We start from the raw sequence: 8,530 nt of genomic DNA on the forward strand, positions 1-8,530 counted from the left end.
ACCTACTCACTTCGCGTTCCTTGAGGAAGGAGTCTTCTTGGCTAAAATGATAAAATTTTTGTTATGGGGTATTTGCTGTCATTAGCTTGATGGCGACGTGGGGTGCTATCCCTCTATGTTCTTAATATGCTAAGAATCACGAAAAAATATTTTTTCCTTTTTATATGAATGTCCTTAAACTCTAAATTAAATTTTTTCGAATATGATTTTCTATGCTTCCATAGCTATTCATAAAAGTGTAAATTGGGGATTGTTTCAAGATTTATAGAATATTATTCGAACATTTTGTGAAAAACAACAAAAAATAATACAAACTACTAGTATCAGGTATTAATTTCCTGGTGTTTATTAAAAACGCTGTGCTACAATAAGGATGCTTTAAAGGTACACTCTAAAAACAGTGATGAAATGGGGTCTTTACTTGAACTTTCCACAGTTAAAAATCGGTCATATGATACCAAAGGTTCCAATTATGCAGGGAGGTATGGGCGTAGGTATTTCATTAAGCAAACTTGCATCTGCTGTTGCAAATGCTGGAGGAATGGGGATTATCTCAGGAACTGGAATTTCCATCGATGAAATGAGACTACATATAAGGAAGGCAAAGGAAAAGGTGAATAATGCCGGTTATATTGGAGTAAACGTTCTTTTCGCGATGAATGATTTTGCTGAAAAAATGAAAGCGGCCATTGAAGAAAAAGTTGATTTCATCATATCAGGTGCTGGAATTTCAAGAGATATGTATACTTGGGGCAAAAAGGCCGGCATACCAGTTATTTCAATCGTTTCTTCAGCGAAGCTTGCTAAATTATCTGAACGTCTGGGTGCATCTGCAGTTGTTGTAGAAGGTTATGAAGCCGGGGGACACCTTGGAACCGAAAGAGCTTTATTCGATATATTACCTGAAGTAGTTGCAGCTGTTAAAATTCCCGTAATTGCTGCTGGAGGAATTATGACCGGAAAAGATCTTGCTCGTGCCTTAAGTATGGGGGCCTCTGGAGTACAGATGGGGACAAGATTCGTTGCAAGTAATGAGTGTGACGCACCTTTATCATTTAAAGAAAAATATGTACATGCTCGCCCGGAGGATACTATACTGCTCAAAACAACTGTAGGTCTCCAAGGTCGTGCTATTAAGAATAACTTCACTGAACTGGTAGCTGATGATAAAAAGATAAAAATAAAAAAGTGCATTAATTGCCTAAAAAATTGTTCTTATCGTTTTTGTACGCTAGATTCTTTGATAACATCAATGGATGGTGATTGTGAGAATGGTCTTGTTTTTGCTGGCGCAAGAGTTCATGAAATCAAAGAGATTCTGCCAGTCAAAACAATCATCAACAATATCATGACAGAATATAAAGCTTGTATTTAAGCTAGAATTCACATCTGATCCTCTTAAGGAGATGAACTTAAAATAGGTGCTTGCATCACGGATTGAATACATAATATTCGTATTTTATGTTAATTCAAAAAAAGAGATATCTCAATCTTCTTTTAAAATTCGTAATACGGGTATGTCCGAGATGATTCTGTTGCAAAGTTTTTTACACTTAGAGACATGGGAAGATTGTGGTCAAATTTTATGAAACCGTTAATAAATTCTGTAATTCGTTATACGCCGAAAAGACGGAGTCTGATTGAAGACTTCGTCTTTGTTTGTATATGGCATGAAGCGTTTCTATCCCTTTTATCGTACGTGAGGCATGAAGACGACTTTGAAATCCTAAGGAACGAGCGAAACGGTGCTTCACGTGTCGATGATCTTGCTCAATGAGATTATTGAGCTATTTTGTTGTACAATGAAAGGTATTTTTGTAAAAGTCTATCCCCTGTAATTTTTAAAATGCGCAAATGTGGTTTAGAGTACTTTGCAACAGAACCTTCAGATTCATAATTATGTATTATTTGTACTAATCTTAATAGAAGAAACTCATTCAAAATGGAAGAGTGGAGAAATAATAGCTGTTATGTTTATGGAAATATTAGAGCTAAAAAAAAAACACGTTTTATAAAATAATGAAGGAATATGAAGAAGAAAAGTAGCATCTCTTCTATAAGAAATGCTACTTTTCCCCCGGTTGTAAGAACTCTGGTACTACCCTATATGAAATGTAGTAACTATTATTGTACTCGGACACAATTCATTTACTACAGTATTAAGTATATCACTTACATCATGTATCTTTTATAAAGAAGTATGTCGAATTTAAGGATATTAGTTTCTTTATATGAAAAAGAAACATATAAATTTGAAATTAAAGTCTTTGCAATTGTCCATATTTTTATTTCATATAAAACTTTCTAAATACAGGTGAAATGATAAGTATAGAATCATTTCACCTGTATTACAATAACTATGAGCTTTCTTCTTTTGTTAGGTGACTATGTTTTTTCGAATAAACAAAGTATACAACTACTCCAATTGCTAACCAAACACCAAAGTACACCCATGTTGTTAACGGTAAATTTAGCATTAAGAATAAACAGCAAACAATTGAAATGATCGGCAAAATTGGTACAAGTGGAACCATAAATCCACGCTGTAATTTCGGATGTGTTTTACGAAGGATGATAACTGATACACCCACCATCGCAAACGTTAATAGCGCCCCAATATTCGCTAAATTTGACAATTCTTTTAAATCGATAAATCCAGCAATTAAAGCACTGCCGATTCCTGTTAACCAAGTTGAAAACGTTGGTGCTTCTGTCTTCTTGTTGATTTTCGCGAAAGATTCTGGCAATAAACCGTCACGACTCATTGCAAAGAATACGCGTGTTGTTGCATAGATGTAAGCAAAAATTACGGCCATAATACCAATTACAGCTCCAATAGCAATTACACCAGCTACTTTATCTTGTCCTACAACCTCTAATACATAAACCATTGCTTCTGGTACATCTAATTCTTTATAAGAAACCATACCAGTCATAACAAGACAAACCGCAACATAAATGATTGTACAAATAACTAACGAAGTAATGATACCAATTGGAAGGTCACGTTGTGGATTTTTCACTTCTTCTGCTGAAGTTGCTAATGCATCAAATCCTAAGAAAGCGAAGAATACTGCTGCTCCTCCGGCAAAGACTCCACTTAAACCATACGGTGCAAATGGCACCCAGTTTTCTGGTTTTACGTAGAATACACCAACCGCAATGAATAAGATAACAATTGCAATTTTGATTAATACCATTGCGTTATTCACACGTTTACTTTCTTTCGTACCACGTGATAATAACCATGTTAGTACTAACGTAATAACTACTGCTGGTAAGTTACCGATACCACCTTGTGATGGAATCGTTAACAGTTCTTTTGGAATTTCTAATCCCAATCCACTTATTAAGTTATGGAAATAACCTGTCCATCCACCAGCTACTGCTGCTGTTGTTACGATGTAAACCGATAGTAACGTCCATCCCATTAAATGGGCTACAAACTCACCAATTGTCGCATAGGAATATGTGTAAACACTACCTGAGACCGGAAGTGTCGAAGCAACTTCTGCATAGCATAGTGCTGCAAATCCACAAACAATTGCTGCAATCATGAATGAAAAAATAACTGCTGGACCAGCATCTCTTGCTGCTACTAATCCAGTTAATACAAGAACACCCGTACCAATTATTGCGCCAATTCCTAGCATAGTTAAGTCAAATGCCCCTAAATTTTTTGACAAAGTTTTACTTTTACTTTCTTCTAACAATTGCATAACAGATTTCTTTTTAAACAGGTTGGCCATGATATATGCCCCCTTTTACCAAAAAAGAGCTAAGATGTCCTCTCCTAGCTCTTCTTTAGTAAAATTAATTTATTTTATAAGATATTCAAATGGTTATTTTACTTCATTCGCAACAAAGAAATGCTCACATACACTTGAAATGCGTTTTAAGTCCACATTTCCACCTGAAATAACCGCTACTACTTTTTTACCTTTTGTATATTGATCAACTTTTCCTGCAAGAAGAGCAGCTGTAGCTAATGCTCCAGCTCCTTCTACGACAGCTTTTCCACGTTGTAGTAAGTCTTTCATGGCTACTTCTAATTCCTCTTCTGATACTGTTACAATATCATCCACTAATTCTTTAACAATTTCAAAGGTTAAGTCTCCTGGTATTTTAACAGCACATCCATCAGCTATTGTTGGTGCTTCATAATGGGATACAATTTTTCCAACATCATAAGAAGCTTTCATTCCATGAACATTAGCAGCTTGAACACCAATAATATTAATTGATGGATTAAATGATTTAAGTGCAACTGCAATTCCTGAAATAATACCTCCACCACCAATAGGCACAATTACAGTATCAACATCCCACATATCATCAAGAATATCTAAACCAATTGTTCCTTGACCCGCCATTACCTCTACATCATCATATGGATGTAAATATGTTTCTCCTGTTTCCTGTATAATCTCTTCACATTTAGCCTTAGCATCATCAAAGGTATCCCCATGTAAAATAACTTCGGAACCATACCCTCTGGTAGCATCAACTTTGGCTTGTGGTGCAGAAACTGGCATAACAATTTTACTTTTGATTCCAAGTAAATGAGAAGATAATGCAACACCTTGTGCATGATTCCCAGCTGAACAAGCAATCACACCATGTGCTTTTTCTTCATCTGTTAAATTTGAAATTTTATTAAATGCACCACGAAACTTAAATGATCCAGTTAATTGCATATTTTCTAACTTCAAATGAATTTCTCCACCCGTTTTACTCGTCAAATAAAATGATTTAACAAGAGGAGTCTTACGTGCATTTCCAGAAAGAATTTGTTGAGCCTTTTTTATATCACCAATGTTAAGTGGTAAATTTTTGTTAATCATATTAACACTTCTTTCAGCGGCTTATAATCTAACTCTAACGTCTTTCCTAAATTCTCATAGGTAATAATACCTTTATAAATGTTCATACCAGATGCTAAAGCCGGTTTAGTATTTATTGCATTTTCTAATCCCTCTTTAGCAATTACTAATAAATATTCAATATTTCCATTTGCTAAAGCCATGGTCGAAGTACGTGGGGTGGCACCAGGCATATTTGGTACAGCATAATGGATTACATCATGTTTAATAAATATAGGGTTGTCATGTGTTGTATAGTGATCAACTGTTTCAACTGTTCCACCTTGGTCAATTGCAATATCAACAATAACACTGCCAGGTTTCATTGATTGAACCATATATTCTTTTACAATTTTCGGTGGTTTAGCTCCTGGTATTAAGATTGTTGAAATAAATAAATCTGCCTCTTTTATATGCTTTTCTAAGTTTTCAGTATTGGATTCAATAACCTCTACAGAATCATTCACATATCTTTCTTTTAAATAAGCAATTTGTGTTTTGTTTAGTTCTAGAATGGTTACATGGCAACCAATTCCAATTGCCATGTCACATGCATTAATCGCTGCATTTCCTCCACCTAAAATGACAACATTTCCAGCAGGGATACCCTCAATTCCTGATAATAAAATCCCTTCTCCTTGATGTTGTTTTTCTAGATAATAAGCTCCCATAAAGACTGCACGGCGGCCAGCAATCGCACTCATAGGCTTTAACAGAGTCAAAACACCATCTTCATTAATTGTCTCTCCAGCAATTGCAGTAGTTCCTGCTTGTCTCATTGCTTCAACACACTCTTTAGAAGCTGCTAGATGTAAAAATCCCCATACAATGAGATCTTTTTTAAAGTAGTGATATTCTGCAGGTAGTGGTTCTTTCACTTTTACTACCATATCAACGTCCCAAGCTTCATTTTGAGTTACTAAACTTGCACCTGCATTTGTATATTCATCATTTGTATATCCAGAACCTAAACCAGCATCTTTCTGCACTAAAACTTGATGACCTTCTTTAACTAACTTTCTAACATTTTCAGGAGTCATCCCTACACGAGCTTCTCCTTTTTTTATCTCTTTTACTATTCCAATTTTCATTACTAACACGTCCTTTCAAAACGAGTTTATTTCTCAAACAATACCAGCGATTACGAGTGAGTAATATTAAACACAATATATTTATTGTGCCATATATGGTATTTTTTATCGCCTGATTGCCACTATACGATAGCAACATTCAAATTGTTATGTCAATTGATTGTGAAATAGTTCACAAAATATCTTTAATTTATAGGTTAAAAAAACCTATTGCAAAATAATGATTGAATCCTATTTTTTTGTATGCTAGACTTTGTCACGAATAGCATCTCTTCTGAATTTAAAGAAATTTTGGTTATACACTACAAGCTGGAAATTATATAAATTTATGTTGGATATAGATGTTCTTATCTGAATGTTTTATTAAAGATATAATTGCAGATAAACATGTGAAATATTTCACAAAAGTATCTACAATTTTTCATTTTGCTATGTTATTTAATTTTCTATAATAAAGTTCAAAATTTCACTAGCAAAAATATTTTATAAACAAATAGGGAAGAATATTTAAACAAAAATTTAAATTCATTAGAGAGTGTATCTATTCTTATAAAAGAGGAGTGATCACTTTGACACAACAACTAAAAAAAGACATCGGTTTCTTTGCTGCTTTAACTACTGTAATTGGTACTGTTATAGGGGCTGGTGTTTTCTTCAAACCAACTGCTGTATATGGTGCAACTGGTACGGCAAGCTTAGGATTGCTTGCATGGATAATAGGTGGGATTTTAACTATATGTGCTGGATTAACTGCTGCTGAATTATCAGCAGCTATCCCAGAAACAGGTGGCATGATGGCCTATTTAAAACGTACTTATGGAAATCTAACAGCATTTCTATTAGGTTGGGCACAAACAGTCATTTACTTTCCAGCAAATATTGCAGCGCTTGCTATTATTTTTGGGACTCAAACTGTTAACCTGTTTGGACTAAATCCTAATGAAAATCAAATGCTTATAGTTGGAATTGCTATAATTACTGCAACTTTTGTAACCTTAATGAACTTTTTAGGTGCAAAAGCTGCTGGTGGAATTCAGATGGCTTCTACCATATGCAAATTACTCCCTTTAGGACTTCTTATTATTTTCGGGTTACTACATCAAGGCGATGTAACGTTTCAATTATTCCCAATTGAAGCTGGATCCGATAAGTCTTTTATTTCTGCACTTGGTTCTGCTTTATTAGCAACAATGTTTGCATATGATGGATGGATACATGTTGGGAATATTGCTGGAGAAATGAAAAATCCTAAAAAAGATTTACCTAAAGCTATTATTTTAGGTTTAACAATTGTTATGATTGTATATTTACTAATTAACATTGCATTTCTACTGGTCATGTCTGCAACTGCGCTCGCAGGTACTGATACACCAGCATCTGAAATAGCAACAATTCTCTTTGGTACAATGGGTGGTAAATTAGTTAGTATCGGTATCTTAATTTCTGTGTTTGGAACAATTAATGGATATATTATGACTGGAATGCGAATTCCCTATGCAATGGCCTTAGAGAATAAACTGCCTTTTAGTAAATGGTTTGCTACATTATCTAATAAAAGCAGAATTCCTTATAATTCTGGCATATTTATCTTATTAATTTCTGTAATTATGATGCTTGTTGGTGGGTTTAATACTTTAACAGATATGTTAGTGTTTGTTATATGGATATTCTATACAATGACATTTTTAGCTGTTTTCATTTTACGTAAGAGAGAGCCAGAACTTATACGTCCTTATAAAGTACCATTATATCCAGTTGTACCAATAATCTCTTTATTTGGTGGGGCATTTATTGTGTTAAATACATTATTTACACAACCATTACTAGCATTATGTGGAATAGGGTTAACTGGTTTAGGTCTCCCAATATATTTTAAAATGCGCCATAAACATACTAATGTTAAAGTGGAGAATTAGTGGGTTAGTTGCACCTGAAATAAAATCAATTATTATTAAGTGAATATAAGGTTATTATTAGTGTTTATAAAACTTTGGGAGAAGAAGAAAAATATAAATTTACAGTCGTTTTGGAAATTAGATAAGATTTAAATAAAAATTTAATTGGAATAGTCGTAAATCTATTTTGTAATTGGTAGAAAGTACACATTGGATTTTCAACTTCTTAAAAATTGAGGTTATCAGGTTGCATATGTTTTTATGAAAAATTTAATGAGAGCATTTGAATAATGTCATAGAGCAAGAGCATAGATGTGTAAAGCAATGTTTTGCCAATTTAGAAGGAATTCAAAAGTCTTTGTCATACTGCATGTTCCTTCAAAGAAATCCAAATAATCTATAACAAAAACGCAGTTTGCAATCAAACTGCGTTTTTTCAACATACAATGAATTATAGCAATGACTTGAAATGCTTTTGTAATTAGCCAAATTGTGTATCTATTAAAAAAATTTACAAAATCCAATTTAACGTATTTTTATAAAATTTATTCTTTAATTTATAAACATAAAAGGAGAGTTATCAATGATGGTTCTGCTGCAAAGTTTGAAAAAGCATAAACAGGTTGGTAAATGAGGAACAATGTTTAGGAAGTAGCTAGTAATTGTTGAAGTTCATTGTACG

General features: G+C 33.7%; 5 protein-coding genes and 2 pseudogenes. 3 read left to right on the top strand and 4 right to left on the bottom strand.

All coding sequences use genetic code 11. The features are described 5' to 3' along the window. Positions 1–403: 403 nt before the first annotated feature. A complete protein-coding gene (locus CQ058_RS29885; RefSeq protein WP_181150788.1) occupies positions 404–1,375 on the top strand; it encodes an NAD(P)H-dependent flavin oxidoreductase in 972 nt (323 codons plus the stop codon). A 208-nt stretch (positions 1,376–1,583) separates the two neighbouring features. On the opposite strand, the pseudogene CQ058_RS29890 reads toward CQ058_RS29885, so the two are convergent. Next, positions 1,584–1,805 (bottom strand): annotated as a pseudogene (locus CQ058_RS29890) (DDE-type integrase/transposase/recombinase); the annotation flags it as partial. Between the two features lie 114 nt (positions 1,806–1,919). Between CQ058_RS29890 and CQ058_RS32580 the strand changes: the two are divergent. Continuing rightward, positions 1,920–2,046 (top strand): annotated as a pseudogene (locus CQ058_RS32580) (integrase); the annotation flags it as partial. A gap of 311 nt (positions 2,047–2,357) precedes the next feature. On the opposite strand, the gene CQ058_RS29900 reads toward CQ058_RS32580, so the two are convergent. The 3 genes from CQ058_RS29900 to ald all read right to left on the bottom strand — a co-directional run bounded on the left by CQ058_RS29900 (position 2,358) and on the right by ald (position 5,953). Continuing rightward, entirely contained in the window at positions 2,358–3,749 is a 1,392-nt protein-coding gene (locus CQ058_RS29900; RefSeq protein WP_002193642.1) for an amino acid permease, read from the bottom strand. Positions 3,750–3,842: 93 nt separating this feature from the next. Beyond that, the gene (gene tdcB / locus CQ058_RS29905; RefSeq protein ID WP_002191878.1) at positions 3,843–4,844 is read right to left on the bottom strand and encodes a bifunctional threonine ammonia-lyase/L-serine ammonia-lyase TdcB; all 1,002 of its coding nucleotides are present in this window, start codon (positions 4,842–4,844) and stop codon (positions 3,843–3,845) included. Beyond that, on the bottom strand, positions 4,841–5,953 hold the full coding sequence (ald, locus tag CQ058_RS29910; RefSeq protein ID WP_002191877.1) for an alanine dehydrogenase: 1,113 nt from the start codon (positions 5,951–5,953) through the stop codon (positions 4,841–4,843). The genes tdcB and ald overlap by 4 nt, the downstream gene beginning before the upstream one ends. 569 nt (positions 5,954–6,522) lie before the next feature. Between ald and CQ058_RS29915 the strand changes: the two genes are divergently transcribed. After that, positions 6,523–7,869, top strand: coding sequence for an APC family permease (locus CQ058_RS29915; protein WP_002191873.1), 1,347 nt, complete (start codon positions 6,523–6,525; stop codon positions 7,867–7,869). The last annotated feature ends 661 nt before the right edge of the window (positions 7,870–8,530 follow it).

The organism is Bacillus sp. MYb56 (assembly GCF_002976445.1).
Lineage (GTDB): Bacteria > Bacillota > Bacilli > Bacillales > Bacillaceae_G > Bacillus_A > Bacillus_A mycoides.